This window comes from Amorphus sp. 3PC139-8, assembly GCF_040750475.1.
Lineage (GTDB): Bacteria > Pseudomonadota > Alphaproteobacteria > Rhizobiales > Amorphaceae > Amorphus.
This window is the reverse complement of record NZ_JABJVY010000019.1, coordinates 73656-87649: the sequence shown is the minus strand read 5'-3', so window position 1 is coordinate 87649 and position 13994 is coordinate 73656. Positions and strand designations below refer to the sequence as shown.

The window sequence follows — 13994 nt, the reverse complement described above, 5'->3', positions numbered from 1 at the left end:
TGACCTCGATTGCGCCGAAATGGTGCGATGGGGTAACCAAGCGCGATGCCGGGGCGGACCATCGTCCCGGCCGTTTTCCTTTGCCGAAGCGATCGGACGTCCCAGAATGGCTTTTCCCGAGACCGCGCCGCGCGTGCCCGAAGGCACTCGGATCTACGCCGTCGGCGATGTGCACGGCCGCGCCGATCTTCTTGGCCGGATCCTCGCCGAGATCGAACGCGACGTGACGCGCAATCCCTGCGACGACATCGTCGAAGTGTTTCTCGGCGACTATGTCGACCGGGGGCCGAGTTCCCAGGAGGTTCTGCGGATGCTCCAGGCCGATCCCGCCCACGATGGCGAGCGGATCTGTCTCAAGGGCAATCACGAGGAGATGGTGCTCGATTTCCTCGATGATCCCGAGCTGCTGGTGCTGTGGATGCAGAATGGCGGCCGGCCGACGCTGCAGTCCTACGGCGTGAGTCCGCCGGCGGAGGTGGGCCGGACCACCATCGGCCAGGCGCGCGACCAGCTCCGCGAGGCCCTTGGCCGCGATCTCGATTTTCTCAAGAAGCTGAAGCTCAGCCACGTTGAGGGCGACTATCTGTTCGTCCATGCCGGCATCCGGCCCGGCGTCGCGCTGGAGGCCCAGGATCCGGAAGATCTGATGTGGATCCGGGAGCCGTTCCTGTCCCATGCTGGCCCGCTTCCCTATTTCGTCGTGCATGGCCACACGCCGGTGGAAGCACCGGAGATCAAGCCGTTCCGTCTCGATATCGACACCGGCGCCGTCGCCTCCGACGTCCTCACCTGCCTCGTTCTCGAGGAAGAGACGCGGCGCTTCCTGACCACCGGTTGACGCGATGACCCTTCCTGTCGACGCGACCGTTTCCGGCGCCTTCCAAGCGACCCGCCACCGTGGCCTGCGCGTGGCCATGGTGCTCCAGATCCTGACCGCGCTCGCGGTCATGGCCTGGCTGGGACTGACCCTCCCGCCGATGCTCGCCTCTACTCTGGCAACAGCGGCGGCGCCGATCCTGCTGATCGGCCTGATCTATGCGCGCGTCATCGGAACCCGCGCCGATCGGCCCTGGATGGCCTTTGCCGTCTTCGGCCTTGATGCCGTCTGCATAGGGGTACTGATCGCTACCGGGCCGTTCGCGAGCGGTCCGGGAATTGTCGCTGGACCTTTGGTGTCCGGCGCCCTGCTGGTGGCTCTTTCCACATTTGCACTTGGCTCGCGACTGGTGGTGTGGACCGGGATCGCGATGACGCTCACCTGGTGGGGCGCGTGGATCTGGTGCGTCTCCGGGGCTGAGGCCAATCCGGGCACGCTTTTCGGCGCCGGCGCGATCGCGGGAACGCTGGCGCTGCTTGCGGCGACGGCCGTGCTGGCCGTCATGATCGCCCTGGTGCGCCGCGCGATCGTCGAAGGCGAGGAAGCCGTGGAGGCGCGTCGGGACGTGGAGGGTGCGTTCGGGCGCTATTTGCCCGAAGCGATCCGCGAAGAGATCCTGGAGACGGAAGGGGCGTTGGAGCCGACCGAACGCGATGCGTCGGCGATTTTCGTGGACGTCGCCGGCTTCACGCTTTTGGCGGGCGATCGCGCGCCCGGAGATGCGGTCCAGATCCTCGATGCCTTCTTCACCCGGGCAAGCGCGATCGTGGGCGAGGCCGGCGGCACCATTGTCGCCTTCGTCGGCGATGCCTTTCTGGCGACCTTCAATCTGCCGCTCGCTACCGAGAGCTATCCCGACCGGGCGCTCTGGGTGGCGCGGGCGCTGCTGCATGCTTCGCGCAAGGAGGAATTCGCCGGCGCGAAGCTGGAGCTTGCGATCGGAATCGCGACCGGCCCGATCGCGGCGGGCGCCGTGGGGACCGACCGTCCAGCCTTCATGGTCTACGGCGATACTGTCAACCGGGCCCAGCGGCTGCAGGCGCTGAACAAGGAGCTGCAGTCGCGTATCCTGATCGATGCCGAAACCGCAAACGGCCTCAGCGCGGAAAGCGATCTGCAGGCCATCGGGGGTGTGGAGCTTCGCGGTCGTGAGGCCTCCGTTGCGATCTTCGGCGTGTAGAGCCGGATCGCCAGAGGCCTGATGAACCGGAATTCGGTTGGAAAAAGACCCGCGGCCCGGGAGTCCGGCTTTGGATCCCTTCCGCTTTTCTCGGACTAGCCGAGCGGGTCTCCGTTATTGTTTCGACGCGTTTCCGGACGGCCAACCGGTTTCCACTTGGCCTGGAAACGCTTTAGCTTTGCGCCCCGGCTGCCGCGTCGAGCGCATCGATCACAATGCGCTCGGTCAGGATTTGCGGCAGGACGCGGGGTGCGCCGTCGCCCTTGGGATAGACCAGATAGAGCGGCACGCCGGCGCGCCCGAAGCGCTCCAGAAGCGCGGTGATTTCAGGATCGCGCCGGGTCCAGTCGGCGTGCAGATAGGTGACGCCGTCGCGCTCCAAGGTCTCGCGGAAGGGCCGGCCGAGGGCGACCCGCTCGTTGACCTTGCAGGTGATGCACCAGGCGGCCGTGACGTTGACGAATACGGGCGCGCCATCGGAGCGAAGCGACGCCAGGCGCTCCGCCGAGTAGACTTGAGCGCCATCCTCGCGCGCGGCGGCGGCGTCGGCGGACGCGGCATCGGCCGGCGGCGTCATGGTTGGGGCAAGCAGGCCGACGGCCGCGACGAGCCCGAGCACGGAAAACGCCATCGCGACGACGCGCCCGCCTTTCAGCCCGTGCTGCAGCAGACCGTAAAGCCAGCCGGCGAAAGCTAGCAGCACGCAGCCGACCAGCGCGGCGAACATGGCATCCACACCGGCCTGCTGGGCGAGCACCCAGATCAGCCAGGCGGCCGTGGCGTAGACCGGGAAGGCAAGCACCTGGCGCAGGCGGATCATCCAGGCCCCGGGCTTGGGCAGTCGGCGCCCGATCGCCGGGACCAGCGAAATGATCAGGAAGGGTAGGGCGAGCCCGATCCCGAGCGCGGCGAAAACGGCGAGCGTGACGCCGGTGCCTTGGGTGAGGGCGTAGCCGATCGCGACCGCCATGAACGGCGCCGTGCACGGGGTGGCGACCACCGCGGCGAGCACGCCGGTGAGGAACGATCCGGTCGCGCCGGACGTGCCGTGAACGGCCTGGCCGGCGCGCGTGAGCCCGACGCCGACTTCGAACAGCCCGGAAAGGTTCAACCCGACCAGGAACAGGACATAAGCGAGCACGGCGACGACGATGGGCTGCTGGAGCTGAAAGCCCCAGCCGACGGCGGCTCCGCCTGCCTTGATCGCGATCAGCCCGCCCGCCAGGGCCAGGAAGCTTGCCAGAATGCCGGCAGTATAGGCCGCACCTTGGGTCACGCGTCGCGACATGGTCTCATGGCCATGGCCGACGAAGGCGACCGCCTTCAGCGCGAGCACGGGGAACACACAAGGCATCAGATTGAGGATCAGGCCCCCGATGAAGGCGAACAGGATCGCTTGCACCAGCCCCGGCGATCCGGCGGTCGCGGCCGCATTGTTGCCTGGGCTGGTGCCAAGTTCGGCCGTCGGGGTCCCGCCTCCCGAGGGCGGCGAGGGGGACTTATCGACAGCGGCGCTCGCGATTTTGGTGGGCGTTCCTTCCACGGGGCCAAGCGCATAGCCGGCGTGGACGTGATCCTGTGTCGCCACGGTCAGCACGCCGGAGGGCGCCGTTTCGGCGAACTTGGCGTCGGGCGTTAGCGACAGCACCAGCCGACCGTCCCGGACGGAGACGTCTTGGGGGGACGAATGATCGATGACGCCCCATTCGGCGGGAAAGAAATAGGCCTCCGACACGGAAGCGAGATCGATCCCCTCCGGCGCGACCACCAGCGATCCGCCGTCCTCCGTCGTCTCGAAGTGTGCCGGCCAGTCGACCGGCTTCGGCAATGCACGTTCGGCGTTCAGGAAGGCGAAGGCGACGGAGGAGGCCGGCAGCGTTTCCGCGCCGGTCGGGATGGTGAGTTCGGCGCTGCCGCTTTCGGGAATGCAGATATCGGCGCAGACCAGCCAGTCGACCTCGATCGTGGTCGCAAACGGCTTACCGACCTGCCAGTCGGAAGGGACGGTTACGCTGGTCAGCAGCGTCTCGGTGTCAGAATAGCCGTAGTTCACCAGCGGTGGATAGGGCAGGCGGTGGGGCACCGGCCAGCGGATCGGGCCGGCGGCGGCGCCTTCGGGCAACGTCCACGTGATTTCCGTCGGTGCGCCGGAATCGCCCGGATTGCGCCAGTAGGTGTGCCAGTCCTTCGCGACGCTCTGGCGGACGGCGATATCCACCGTGTCGCCGGGCGCGACCGTTTCGGCGCGCACCAGAATCTCGGTGGAGATGTGCGGCGTCTCGATCTCGGCGCTCGCGGCCCGTGCCGGGGACGCCAACGCCAGCATGCTGGCCACCACCGGCGCGGCCCAGAGAAATTTGCCGACGTTGGAACGATTTCGGAGCGTTGCGCGCTTCATAGGCCGAGGGGGTCCTTTCTTGCCGACCTTCGTCTAACGCCGCATCCGGCCGTTCTCTAGAACATTGGCCGTCACTTTTTCGGGAAAAAGATGCGAGGCCTCCCGGACGTTGCGTCGCAGCCCACGGATGGTTGCCGTGTCGGCAGGATTTCCCACATTGATGGCGAAACGACGGAGGCTGTTATGCGCAACGACAATGTGATGTCCGAAACCGAGAGCAAGTCGATCGCCAAGGGGCTGGCGCGTGTGCTCGCCGACACGCATCGCCTCTATATCAAGACCCACGGGTTCCACTGGAATGTCGAGGGACAGCGGTTCCGGACGCTGCATCTGATGTTCGAGGAACAGTACACCGACCAGTGGAACGCGCTCGACACGATCGCGGAGCGGATTCGCGCGCTCGGCCACTATGCACCCTCCAGCTATGCCGATTTTGCCGAGCTTGCGTCGGTGGAGGAAGAACGCGGCGTGCCAGGCCCCTGGGAGATGGTGCGCAAGCTCATTCACGATAATGAGATCGTGGTGCGCACCATGCGAGAGATCCGGCCAACCATCGATGAAGCCGGCGACGACGCTTCGGCGAACATCCTCGACGATCGCCTCGTGGAGCACGAGAAGCAGATCTGGATGATGAAGAGCATGCTGAAGGACGTCGACGAGAAGGATCAGGTCACGGCCTCGATTCTGAACGATTTGTCCTGACCGAAGCGATCGGTGCTCTGACCTGAATGAGAATGGCTTCGGGCCGAATCGGCTCGAAGCCATTTCGCTTTTCGGCGTCCCTCGCATCGGCCGCCGGAGGTGCCGATGGTGGCGCCGACTGGACCGATCAGCCGGAGCAGATGATGGCCCAATTTCACCGCCCGCAGGTCACGCAGGGCGAGATGCGGCGTCGCGAAATCGAAGATCTCGGCGCGTTGGGCAGTGAAGTGCGCGATACGCTCGACCGGGTAAGTCGAATCGCCTCCACGGCATTGGGCATGCCGATTGCTCATGTCAGCTTCCTCGATGCCGAACAGCAGTGGGTCCAGGCGGCCGTGGGGGATTTCCACCGGAAGCGTTCCGATCCAGGAGACGTTCTGCATCCATACGCTTGAACGCAACGAGGTATTCGTCGTCGAGGATGCCGTCCACGATGCGCGCTTCGCGGACAATCCATATGTTCGCTCAAGCCCCAACGTCCGCTTCTACGCGGGCGCGCCGCTCGTCACCTTCAACCAGGTGCCCATCGGCACGTTGTGCACGATCGATCGTAAGCCGCGCTCGATGACGCCGGCCGAACGCCAGATCCTGGTGGATCTCGCCGCGCTGACGATCAACCAGCTCGAAGTCGGTCGCCAGGCGCTGACCGATGGACTGACGGGTTGCTGGAACCGGCGCATGCTGGCCCGCGTGTTTGCTGCCGAGGAGCGCCGGAGCGCCGGGGTCGGCGCGCGTTTCAGCGTTGCCGCTCTCGATCTCGACTATTTCAAGCGGCTGAACGATCTCTATGGCCATGCCGCCGGCGATGCCGTTCTGGTTCGTTTCGCCGAACTGGTGCGCGAGCGGCTGAGGCCTGAGGACTGGCTGTTCCGTCTCGGTGGGGAAGAGTTCGCCGTCCTGATCAGTCACTCCGGCTCGCACGATTGTGCTGCGGCGGTCGATCGGCTGCGCGGGGCGATTGCGGAGGGGCGCCGCTTGCCGGTGTGGCGCCGGTGAGCTTCAGCGCCGGTGTCGCGGAATTCGGGGAAGTCGCCGAGGGCGGACCTGCAGAAAATCTGGCCTCGATGCTCGAACGGGCCGACCGTGCGCTCTACATGGCCAAGGAGGCCGGGCGCGACCGCGTGGTCCGTTTCTCCGGCCGCGAGATGTTGTCGTAGGGAAGGCCTTCGATGTCGATTGCGATCTGGTGCGTTGTGATTGCGAGCCTGCTGCCGTTCGTGGCGGTGTATCCCGCCAAGGCCGACCCGCAGCTTGACAACCGCGATCCGCGCGCTCGCCATGCCGAGCAGACCGGCTTCCAACGCCGGGCCTATGCGGCCCATCAGAACTCGTGGGAAGCCTTTTTCCTGTTCGCCGTGGCTGTGATCGTGGCGGAAACCAACGGCGGTCCGGCTTCGGCGATCAATGCCCTGGCGATCGTGTTCGTGATCGTCCGGCTCGCCTACATCGCGGCCTACTGGAAGGGCTTGAGCTTCCTGCGCTCCGGGATCTGGACCGCCGGCTGGATCCTGTCGATGGCGATCTTCCTCAGCCCCTTCTGGGGCTGAGGAGAAGCCTCGCAGAAGTTCCCTCAAGCCTCCGCTCATTCCCGCGAAAGCGGGAATCCATAGTGACTCCGACGTCATTTATGGCTGCGGAGGTCGGGATCCAGCTTCGCCAGCGGTCTTGCCGCCCACCTGGCGAACGGAGCGGACTGGCTGCCCAAGGACCTGCTGATCCGCCCTATGGATTCCCGCTTTCGCGGGAATGAGCGGAGGTCTATTGCGTCGCCCGGACGGCAGACCGGTTCCCACTTTTCTCAGGCTTTGCTCTTAGATCTGCCGCTCGACCATCAGCTTCTTGATCTCCGCGATCGCCTTGGCCGGATTGAGGCCCTTCGGGCAGGCGTTCGCGCAGTTCATGATGGTGTGGCAGCGATAGAGCCGGAAGGGATCTTCCAGATTGTCGAGCCGGTCGCCAGTCGCCTCGTCGCGGGAATCGATGATCCAGCGATAGGCCTGCAGCAGAACGGCCGGGCCGAGATAGCGGTCGGAATTCCACCAGTAGCTCGGGCAGGAGGTGGAGCAGCAGGCGCAGAGAATGCACTCGTAAAGCCCGTCGAGCTTCACCCGGTCCTCGTGGCTCTGGCGCCATTCCTTCTGCGGTGTCGGCGTGACCGTCTTCAGCCACGGCTCGACCGAGCGAAGCTGGGCGTAGAAGTTGGTGAGGTCCGGGATGAGGTCCTTGATGACCTCCATGTGCGGCAGCGGATAGAGCGTCACCGGCCCCTTCACCTCGTCCATGCCGGACGTGCAGGCGAGGTGGTTGATGCCGTTGATGTTCATCGCGCACGAGCCGCAGATACCCTCGCGGCAAGAGCGGCGGAACGACAGCGTCGCGTCGACCTTGTTCTTGATCCAGATCAGACCATCCAGGATCATCGGACCGCAGTCGTCGGTGTCGACGAAATAGGTGTCGATCCGGGGATTGCGGCCGTCGTCCGGGTTCCAGCGGTAGACCCGGAACTCCCGCAGGTTCTTGGCGCCGGTCGGTTTGTCCCAGACCTTGCCGCTCGTAACCTTCGAGTTTTTCGGAAGCGTCAGTTCGACCATGCCACTCGTCCCGGTACAGTTTGGAATGGTGCCAAACATACGCACTGCGCCGCAAAAGGCCAGCGACGAATGCGCCTTTCGGCACACGCGCGGTCGGTCTGAAGGCGAGGACGGACAGTCCCGTTTCGGGTCGCGTCCGCCGGTTGCCACCGACCTGTTCTCGGGCGTCTTCTACGCCCTTGTTTCGAACCGATCAAATAGGGGGCTCTTCTGCGATCGGCGTTTCGTGCATGGCAGAAATGCTGGTCTGCGACCCGCCGTCGCGCCCTGCTTTTCCAACCGGTCATCCGCGAATCAGCATCGCGTTCTCGTCGTTCGCCTGGACGACGCGATAGTTACGCTCGGCGAGCGCTCCCAAAAGATCGCGTTTCCAAAAGTCGGCATGGGTGGTCTCCACCACCACCGCACGCGGCCAGCGCTCCGGATCGACGGCCTCCAGATAGGGCACCAGAGCCTGATCCTCGAAGCCTTCGATATCGAGCTTGATGACGCCGAGCGGTGCCGAATAGGCGGAAAGCCGGTCGGCGAGCCGTACGATCTCGACATCGTAGCCGAGCGAGCGGTCGCCGGAGAAGGAATGCAGCGATGCGCGGCCCTGGTTGCCAGAGGCGTTCGCCCACAAGGTCGCATGCCCCGGTTCGGCCCCTACCGCGACCGGTTCGATCGTGACGCGGTCTTGCAGGCCGTTGGCGGCGATATTGTAGGCCAGCCGGGGACGGGAGACCGGGTGCGGCTCGAACGCCACCACATGAACGTCAGTCGGCGCACGGGCGGCGGTCGCAACGGAATAGACCCCGAGATTGGCGCCGATATCCACGAACAGATCGCCTGGTCGAAGCTGCTCCAGCACGAAGGCGCGTTCGTCGGGTTCCGGCAACCGATGCTTGGCGGCGAGGTCGAAGCCGTCCTTGTTGTCGCGCGGCGAAATCCGGAACTTCAGTCCCTCTACGACGACGTCGATGTCGCGATCGGCGATCAGTGGGCGAACGCGCCGACGCACGGCAGAGCGCAGCCCGGACGGCAAATGCCGCCCGCAGGCGACCGCGAGCAGCGTTCGGATTGCGAGGCTCGGACGGAGGCTGCCGAAGGGCGCATCGATCGCGCCGGCCTCCGTCACATCGCTCATCGCCGTGACCGATGGGCGGAGCTCAATAGACCCGCTTCGCCGGCTGGATATAGGAGATGTCGTTCGACAACGTGAAGGTGTGCACCGGACGATAATCCAGGGTCACCTGCCGGTTCGCGGTGTCGACGAAGGCGAGCGTGTGCTTCATCCATTCGTCGTCGTTGCGGTCCGGGAAGTCCTCACGGGCATGGGCGCCTCGGGATTCCTTGCGGTTCACCGCGGAATCCATGGTCACGACGGCCTGGCAGATCAGGTTGTCGAACTCCAGCGTCTCCATCAGATCGGTGTTCCAGATCATGGAGCGGTCGGAGACCTTCACGTCGTCCGCGCTCGACCAGACCTTGTGGATCAGCTCGTGGCCTTCCTCCAGCACCTCGCCGGTGCGGAACACCGCGCAGTTCGACTGCATGGTGCGCTGCATCTGGTCGCGCAGCTCCGCCGTCGGCGTGCCGCCGGAGGCGTAGCGGAAGTGGTCCAGGCGAGCGAGTGCGGCTTCCCCGGCGTCCTTGGGCAGGTCGGCGTGGGACTGGCCGGGCTGGATCGTGTCGGCGCAGCGATGCGCCGCTGCGCGACCGAACACCACCAGGTCGATCAGCGAGTTGGAGCCCAGCCGGTTGGCGCCGTGGACGGACACGCAGGCCGCTTCGCCGATCGCCATCAGGCCCGGCACCACGGCATCCGGGTCGCCGTCTACCTTGGTCAGCACCTCGCCGTGGAAGTTCGTCGGGATGCCGCCCATGTTGTAGTGCACGGTCGGCAGCACCGGGATCGGCTCCTTGGTCACGTCGACGCCGGCAAAGATCCGGGCCGATTCGGAAATGCCCGGCAGGCGCTCGTGCAGGATCGCGGGATCCAGATGGTCGAGATGCAGGAAGATGTGATCCTTCATCTTGCCCACGCCGCGACCTTCGCGGATCTCCATGGTCATGGAGCGGGAGACCACGTCACGCGAGGCGAGATCCTTCGCCGACGGCGCGTAGCGCTCCATGAAGCGCTCGCCTTCGGAGTTGGTGAGGTAGCCGCCTTCGCCGCGCGAGCCCTCGGTGATGAGGCAGCCCGCGCCGTAGATGCCGGTCGGATGGAACTGCACGAACTCCATGTCCTGCAGCGGCAGGCCGGCGCGCAGCACCATGGCGTTGCCGTCGCCGGTGCAGGTGTGGGCGGAGGTACAGGAGAAGTAGGCGCGGCCATAGCCGCCGGTCGCCAGAATCACCTTGTGCGCGCGGAAACGATGGATCGAGCCGTCGTCGAGGCACATCGCCATCACGCCGCGACAGGCGCCGTCCTCCATGATGAGGTCGAGGGCGAAATACTCGATGAAGAACTCCGCCGAATGGCGCAGCGACTGGCCGTAGAGCGTGTGCAGCATCGCATGGCCGGTTCGGTCGGCAGCGGCGCAGGTGCGCTGGGCGGTGCCCTTGCCGAAATGAGTGGTCATGCCGCCGAACGGGCGCTGGTAGATCTTGCCGTCCTCGGTGCGCGAGAACGGCACGCCCCAGTGCTCCAGCTCGTAGACGGCCGCCGGCGCGTTGCGCACCAGATATTCGATCGCGTCCTGGTCGCCCAGCCAGTCCGACCCTTTCACGGTGTCGTACATGTGCCAGCGCCAGTCGTCCTCGCCCATGTTGCCGAGGGATGCGGCGACGCCGCCCTGGGCGGCCACGGTGTGCGAGCGGGTCGGGAACACCTTGGTGATGCAAGCGGTCTTGAGCCCGGCCTCGGCGCTGCCGACGACGGCGCGCAGGCCTGCGCCACCGGCCCCGACCACCACCACGTCGAAGGTGTGGTCGATGACCGGATAGGCCTCTCCGATCAGGGCCGGCGCACTGCCGTTGCCCGCCCCGTTGCCATTGCTGTCAGCCATGGCATTAGCCTCCGAAACTGATTTTCAGGATCGCGAAGATCGACGCCGCGGCGACGAACAGCGAAAAGAAGGTGTTCGCAATCAACAACAGCACGCGCGTCGGATCGCGATGGATGTAGTCCTCGATGACGACCTGCATCCCGACGCGCATGTGGATCGCGATCGAGGCGATCGTGAGAACGAAGATGATCGCCACCAGCGGCGAGGACAGGCGGTCCAGCACGACGTCGTAGGATTCGCCGGCGAGCGAGATCACCAGCACCAGGAAGAACAGGACCAGCGGAACGTTGGCGAGCGCGGTGAGGCGCTGGATCCAGAAGTGATCTGTGCCGGAACGGGCCGAGCCGAGGCCGCGGACGCGTTTCAGCGGGGTCGTCATATTCGCCATGTCTCTAAGCCTCAGATCGCGATCAGGCCGATGATCCAAAGCAGGATCGTGAGGGAAACGGACCCGATGATGGTGGCCCAGGCGAGGCCCTCGCGGGACTTCTCGTCGAAGCCGCGGCCGGTATCCCAGATGAAGTGGCGGATGCCGCCGAGCGTGTGGTGGATCAGCGCCCAGGAAAAGCCGAACAGAAGGATGATTCCGATCCACGAGCCCATGAAGCCGTTCGCAATTGCGAAAGCTTCCGGGCCGGTTGCGGCGGCCACCAGCCACCAGACCAGCAGGATGGTGCCGAAAAACAATGCACTGCCGGTGATGCGGTGCATGATCGACATCACCATCGTGACGATCGGACGATAGACTTGCAGATGAGGCGACAGAGGCCGGTTTGCCTTGGCGTCGACGTGCGACATTACGCGTTCTCCGGATGGACCGCCGGGCGGTTTCTGTCATCGTTCTAGCCTGCGACCCGCCCCCCGTCAAAGCCGGTGGCGAGGAGGATGGTCCGCGGCTTTTTGCAGCGCCCTCTTAGCAGCAAGTGGGGCTCTGCCCCAATAAATTTGCGCCAGATTGCTTCGGCTCTGCGCCTCACATCACCTGGTTGCCGGCGATGATTCGCTTGTGCAGGTGCACCATGAAGGCGGTTGCGAACATCGGCGTGACCAGATTGAGAATCGGCACCGCCAGGACGCCCGCGATCACCAGCCCCGCCATGAAAATCGGGATCGAATTGGCCCGACGCAGGCGTTTCGTCTCCTCCTCGGAGTGAAACCGCATCGCCGCCGCCTCGAAATATTCGCGCCCCAGCAGGTAGCCATTGACGACGAAGAACGCGGCGACGTTGACGATCGGCACCAGAAGCAGAAGCAGCGCCAGGATGTTGCCGAGGATCACGACGCCGGTGAATTTCACCGTGTGCCAGAGGCCGAGCATCATCGGAATGTCGTGGCCGGGTGCGTCGTGGGGATAGTCGATCCGCTCCACCGTACCGGCGATCTCGTCCTGGAACAGGCCCGCCACGGCGGCGGAAACCGGGGCGGCCAAAAAGCCGAGACCGATGACGAGGCCGATGCCGGTCAGGATCGACAGGATCGTTTCCAGCCATCCGTAGGGTAGGTGGACCCAATGGGCGAGGGCCGCCTGGACCCCGAGCCACAGCACGACGAGGAAGGCCAGCGTGATCCCGAGGGTCTTCAGGAGGACCGGACGGAACGGTGGCGTGAAGATCTCCGAAAAGGCACGAGACGCACTCGCGAGCATGAGGATCCGTCCGTTTGCATCGGGGAATGAGGGCTTGGGACCACGCGGTACGTCGAGCGCCGGGCGAAAAAGCGGGTGCAGGTTCGTCGCCGTCACCGATGCGACCGCAACGCAGGCTCTAAGCCCTTGCCGAGCCGGGCTCAAGTGCGGGTTTAGAGGGGGATTTGGCGGCGGGGGTGGAAAATCGGATCGATCTCTGTAAGGTTCGCGCCACTCATTTCGCCTTTTCCTATCGGGATCCGGTCGTTTCCGCGGTGTGTCTGCGACGGCGATCGGCAGTCTTCGATCAGATCTAGCATGTAAGGAGGACCGACCAATCATGGCCGCGCCGCGCTTCGACGTACTTGGGATCGGTAATGCGATCTTCGATATTCTCGCTCATGTCGACGACGACTTCATTGTTCGCGAAGACCTGGTGAAAGGGTCGATGCGTCTGGTCGATGGCGACGAGATCGCGCGCCTCTACGGCGATCTCGGCCAGGTGGTTCGCATTTCCGGCGGCTCGGGCGGCAACACGATTGCCGGCGTCGCCTCGCTCACCGGCAAGGCCGCCTATATCGGCAAGGTTGCCGACGACGAATTCGGCGAGGCCTATCGCCACGACATGCGCGGCGTGGGCGTCGCCTTCGATTCCAATCCGCTTTCCGGCGGAGCGCCGACGGCGAGCTGCCTGGTGCTGGTCACCCCGGACGGCGAGCGCACCATGAGCACCTTCCTCGGTGCCTGCCAGGCGCTCGGCCCGGACGACGTCGATCCTGCGCTGGTCGCCGATGCCGAAGTGATCTTTCTGGAGGGTTATCTCTGGGATCCGCCGCAGGCGAAGGAGGCTTTCCGCAAGGCCGCCGAGATCGCCCACCAGAACGGCCGCAAGGTCGCGCTGACGTTGTCCGACACCTTCTGCGTCGATCGCTTCCGCGCCGAGTTCCTGGAGCTGATCAAGTCCGGCACCGTCGACATCGTGTTCGCCAACGAGCACGAGCTGCGCTCGCTCTACGAGACGTCGGACTTCGACACCGCCGTTTCCGCCCTGCGCCAGGACGCCAAGCTTGCCGCCGTTACCATGGGCTCGGAGGGCTCGCTCGCCATCACCCGCGACGAGACCCACCACGTGAAGGCCGCGCCGGTCGACAAGGTCGTCGATCTGACGGGTGCCGGCGATCTTTATGCCGGTGGCTTCCTGTTCGGCCTGGCGCGCGGCTTGCCGCTTCCCGACTGTGCCGCGATTGGCGGTCTCGCCGCCGGCGAGGTGATCCAGCACCTGGGCGCCCGCCCGGAGGTGAAGCTGGTCGACCTGGTTCGCCAGGAAGGCTTCAAGGTCTAAGCTTCGGCTCTCTTGGGATGGAATCGATGCGGCCCGCCAAATGGCGGGCCGTTTTTTTATCGCTCACGCCGAGCTCGCTTCGCTCACCGGCTTCGGGCGGGCGCGGCACATTTTCGTGTCCCGGTCGCGGCGCTCCTCGCCTCTTAACCGGGTGGCGCACGGTCGTGCTTGCGAACCCTTTGGGTTCGGGAGTGGTACAAACTCGCTCGGCGCAGGCGGCATCTGGAGGGTGGCTCCCGCCTTGCCGGACCGCACCCACCAGCGCGCGACCGCGCACCGGCCGGTGGTGA

Annotated in this window: 15 protein-coding genes; 7 read left to right on the top strand and 8 right to left on the bottom strand. The window is 65.3% G+C overall.

Going from position 1 to position 13994, the window contains the following annotated elements; translation table 11 throughout:
- Window positions 1-106 precede the first annotated feature (106 nt).
- Window positions 107-838 (top strand): metallophosphoesterase family protein, encoded by a 732-nt coding sequence (locus HNS03_RS17300; protein WP_367197084.1) that lies wholly within the window; start codon window positions 107-109, stop codon window positions 836-838.
- 4 nt (window positions 839-842) lie between these two features.
- On the top strand, window positions 843-2057 hold the full coding sequence (locus HNS03_RS17295; protein WP_367197083.1) for an adenylate/guanylate cyclase domain-containing protein: 1215 nt from the start codon (window positions 843-845) through the stop codon (window positions 2055-2057).
- Between the two features lie 172 nt (window positions 2058-2229).
- On the opposite strand, the gene HNS03_RS17290 is transcribed toward HNS03_RS17295, so the two are convergent.
- Window positions 2230-4455, bottom strand: a complete 2226-nt coding sequence (locus HNS03_RS17290; RefSeq protein ID WP_367197081.1) for a protein-disulfide reductase DsbD family protein — start codon at window positions 4453-4455, stop codon at window positions 2230-2232.
- Between the two features lie 183 nt (window positions 4456-4638).
- Between HNS03_RS17290 and HNS03_RS17285 the strand changes: the two genes are divergently transcribed.
- Entirely contained in the window at window positions 4639-5157 is a 519-nt protein-coding gene (locus tag HNS03_RS17285) for a Dps family protein (protein WP_367197079.1), read from the top strand.
- On the opposite strand, the gene HNS03_RS17280 is transcribed toward HNS03_RS17285, so the two are convergent.
- On the bottom strand, window positions 5121-5450 hold the full coding sequence (locus HNS03_RS17280) for a hypothetical protein (protein ID WP_367197077.1): 330 nt from the start codon (window positions 5448-5450) through the stop codon (window positions 5121-5123). The genes HNS03_RS17285 and HNS03_RS17280 overlap by 37 nt on opposite strands.
- Here HNS03_RS17280 and HNS03_RS17275 point away from each other — a divergent pair.
- Genes HNS03_RS17275 through HNS03_RS17265 form a run of 3 tightly spaced genes read left to right on the top strand, consistent with a single transcriptional unit; the run spans window position 5449 to window position 6704 of the window.
- On the top strand, window positions 5449-6153 hold the full coding sequence (locus HNS03_RS17275) for a sensor domain-containing diguanylate cyclase (RefSeq protein ID WP_367197075.1): 705 nt from the start codon (window positions 5449-5451) through the stop codon (window positions 6151-6153). The genes HNS03_RS17280 and HNS03_RS17275 overlap by 2 nt on opposite strands.
- A complete protein-coding gene (locus HNS03_RS17270) occupies window positions 6150-6314 on the top strand; it encodes a hypothetical protein (RefSeq protein WP_367197073.1) in 165 nt (54 codons plus the stop codon). Before HNS03_RS17275 ends, HNS03_RS17270 begins: the two co-directional genes overlap by 4 nt.
- A gap of 12 nt (window positions 6315-6326) precedes the next feature.
- Window positions 6327-6704, top strand: coding sequence for an MAPEG family protein (locus HNS03_RS17265; RefSeq protein ID WP_367197071.1), 378 nt, complete (start codon window positions 6327-6329; stop codon window positions 6702-6704).
- A 264-nt stretch (window positions 6705-6968) separates the two neighbouring features.
- Here the strand turns inward: HNS03_RS17265 and HNS03_RS17260 are convergent, their stop codons facing one another.
- The 6 genes from HNS03_RS17260 to HNS03_RS17235 form a co-directional block, all read right to left on the bottom strand.
- Window positions 6969-7748, bottom strand: coding sequence for a succinate dehydrogenase iron-sulfur subunit (locus HNS03_RS17260; protein WP_367197070.1), 780 nt, complete (start codon window positions 7746-7748; stop codon window positions 6969-6971).
- Window positions 7749-8031: 283 nt separating this feature from the next.
- Window positions 8032-8874, bottom strand: a complete 843-nt coding sequence (locus HNS03_RS17255; RefSeq protein ID WP_367197068.1) for an FkbM family methyltransferase — start codon at window positions 8872-8874, stop codon at window positions 8032-8034.
- Between the two features lie 22 nt (window positions 8875-8896).
- Entirely contained in the window at window positions 8897-10738 is a 1842-nt protein-coding gene (sdhA, locus tag HNS03_RS17250; protein ID WP_367197066.1) for a succinate dehydrogenase flavoprotein subunit, read from the bottom strand.
- A 4-nt stretch (window positions 10739-10742) separates the two neighbouring features.
- Window positions 10743-11126: a succinate dehydrogenase, hydrophobic membrane anchor protein gene (gene sdhD / locus HNS03_RS17245; RefSeq protein WP_367197064.1), complete on the bottom strand. Its 384-nt coding sequence runs from the start codon at window positions 11124-11126 to the stop codon at window positions 10743-10745.
- A gap of 11 nt (window positions 11127-11137) precedes the next feature.
- Window positions 11138-11536 carry a succinate dehydrogenase, cytochrome b556 subunit gene (gene sdhC, locus HNS03_RS17240; protein ID WP_367197062.1) on the bottom strand — a complete coding sequence of 133 codons (399 nt, stop codon included), beginning with the start codon at window positions 11534-11536 and terminating at the stop codon, window positions 11138-11140.
- Window positions 11537-11711: 175 nt separating this feature from the next.
- Window positions 11712-12383, bottom strand: a complete 672-nt coding sequence (locus HNS03_RS17235) for a sulfate transporter family protein (protein WP_367197060.1) — start codon at window positions 12381-12383, stop codon at window positions 11712-11714.
- 319 nt (window positions 12384-12702) lie between these two features.
- Between HNS03_RS17235 and HNS03_RS17230 the strand changes: the two genes are divergently transcribed.
- Window positions 12703-13704, top strand: a complete 1002-nt coding sequence (locus tag HNS03_RS17230) for an adenosine kinase (RefSeq protein WP_367197058.1) — start codon at window positions 12703-12705, stop codon at window positions 13702-13704.
- Window positions 13705-13994 lie beyond the last annotated feature (290 nt).